The sequence below is a fragment of the Sphingomonas gei genome (assembly GCF_004792685.1).
GTDB lineage: Bacteria > Pseudomonadota > Alphaproteobacteria > Sphingomonadales > Sphingomonadaceae > Sphingomonas > Sphingomonas gei.
The window spans coordinates 1-2,320 of sequence record NZ_SRXT01000018.1; the positions used below are offsets into that span (position 1 = coordinate 1).

A 2,320-nucleotide genomic window follows, 5' to 3' on the forward strand; every position below is an offset into this window, starting at 1 on the left:
AACCGCTCCGCAGTCAGCTCGGGCCGGTTCAGATAGCCGCGCGCCACACCCGCGCCGCCAATGTAGATCTCTCCCACCGCACCCAACGGCACAGGCTGCCGGTACGCGTCCAGCAGATAGAGGCGCAGATCCCGCAGCGGCCGCCCGATCGGCCTCCTGTTGACATGGGCGCCATCCTCGGGCGCAAGCGGACAATAGGTGACATGCACGGTGGTCTCGGTAATGCCGTACATGTTGATTAGCAGGGTGTCCCGGTTCTGCGCGCGTTCCCACCAAGCGGTGAGCATGGAGGGGTCGAGTTCCTCGCCGCCGAAGATGACCAGGCGCAGATTATGCGCGCCGGGATTGTCCGCCTGAGCGCCGATCAGGTTGCGGAAGGCGCTGGGGGTCTGGTTGAGCACCGTGACGCCCTGGTCGCGGATCAGCCGGTAAAAGTCTGCGCTGGCGCGCGCGACCGCGCGCGGGACCACCACCAGCCGCCCGCCATAAAGAAGCGCGCTCCATATCTCCCAGACCGAGAAGTCGAAGGAGAAGGAGTGGAACAAGGTCCACACATCCTCCTTGCCGAAGCCGTAATGTGGCTCGGTGACGGCAAAGAGCCGGGCGACATTGCCATGCTCGACCAAGACGCCTTTGGGGGTACCGGTGGAGCCTGAGGTGTAGATTATATAGGCAAGGTTGCGGCTGGTGAGGCCGAGGCTTGTGGGGTCGGGGCTGGTTGAGGGTTGAGCGTCCCATGGGGCGGTCTCGTTCAGGTCGAGTACCGTTGGGGCGGGGGCGAGGCCGGCGCGTGCCGCATCCAGCGCCTCGCGTGCCGCTTCATGGGTCAGGATTGCGCGCGGCCCGGCGTCGGCCAGCATGAACGCGAGGCGTTCGGAGGGATAGGCGGGGTCGAGCGGGACATAGGCGCCGCCTGCCTTGAGGATGGCGAGCAGCCCCACCACCATCTCGCACGAGCGCTCGACGCAGATCGCCACCCGGTCGTCGGGCTCTACCCCCAGCGCGATCAGGTGATGCGCCAGCCGGTTGGCACGCGCGTCGAGCTCGCCATAAGTGAGCGTCTCATCCTCATGGACCAGCGCCACCGCCTCCGGATCGCGCGCCGCCTGCGCCTCGAACAGCTGGTGCACGCACAGATGCTCGGGATAAGGTGCCTCGGTCGCGTTCCAGGTGTCGAGCAGCAGCGTGCGCTCCGACGCAGGCAGCATTTCGAGTTCGCGCACCGGCGTGGCTGGCGCCTGTTCGAGCGCGTCGGCGAGCGATGCGAGAGCCTGTGCCATGTAAGCGCAGATCCGCTCCGGCGCATGAGGCCGAACAATCTGCGCTGTGAGACTTATATTCAAATCGGTATCGTCGACCGACAATGTAAGCGGGTAGTTGGTGCGCTCCTCGCCGCTGATCCATGCGATCTGCGCTGCCCTGGTGCCATCTTGCGATGCGGCCGATGACGGGCTGCTGTGGCGGCAGTTGAGGATCGCGCTGAACAAGGGTGCGGGTGCCGCAACGCCGCTGCAGCGCTGCGCCATCGCCAGCGAGGCCTGCTCGTGGCGCAGCAGGTCGGCCAGCCGGGCGTGGGTCGCGCGCGCGCTGTCCTCGACCCTGCCCGCGCCGAGGTCGAGCCGGAAGGGCAGCGTGTTGATACATGGTCCCAAGGCGTTGTTGTTGCCGGCATGCATGCGTCCGAACAGGACGGTGCCGAACACGACCGTGTCGCGGCCGCTGGCGCGCGCCAGCACCTGGCCCCAGGCGAGATGGCACAGGCTCGCCAGGCCCACGCCGAGGCGGCGCGCCTGCGCGCGTAGGCGCGTGTTCAGCGCCGCCGGCAGCGTGATGTTAGCCTCGGCGATGGCGTCGCCGTCCAGGTGGACGTCGGTCAGGCCGAACGGCGCGGTCGGCTCGTCGATATCGCCCAGCATGTCCCGGAAGAAGCGCTCATGTTCCTCCGTCGGCACGCCCAGCCGCGACTGCGCGACCAGCGTGCGGAACGGTTGTGGCGGCGCCAGTTGTGCCGCCTGGCCCGCCAGCAGCAGATCGATCTCGGCATAAATGGCGCTCAGACTTGAATAGTCTTCCACTATATGGTGCTGCAGCCATAGCAGGAGCCAGCGGTTCTCTTCGAGATCGTGGGCGACTACGAGCCGAAGCAGCGGCGCCTCGGTGAGATCGATGCGGTGATGCCGCGGATCGAAGCGGCGCGCGAGCTGCTCGACCGCCGGGCCCTGGTCGGGGTCCAGCACGACTTCGGTGACGCTCAACTGTGCCTTGCGCCACACGATCTGGGCAGCGGCCGGGAGCCCCTCCCAGACAAAACCTGTTCTCA

1 protein-coding gene is annotated in these 2,320 nt (G+C 67.1%); it reads right to left on the minus strand.

Annotated elements, in window-relative coordinates; genetic code table 11:
- Nucleotides 1-2,273, minus strand: a 2,273-nt coding sequence (locus tag E5A73_RS21070; RefSeq protein WP_240700322.1) for a non-ribosomal peptide synthetase, incomplete at its 3' end; no start/stop codon positions are given.
- Between the last annotated feature and the right edge of the window lie 47 nt (nucleotides 2,274-2,320).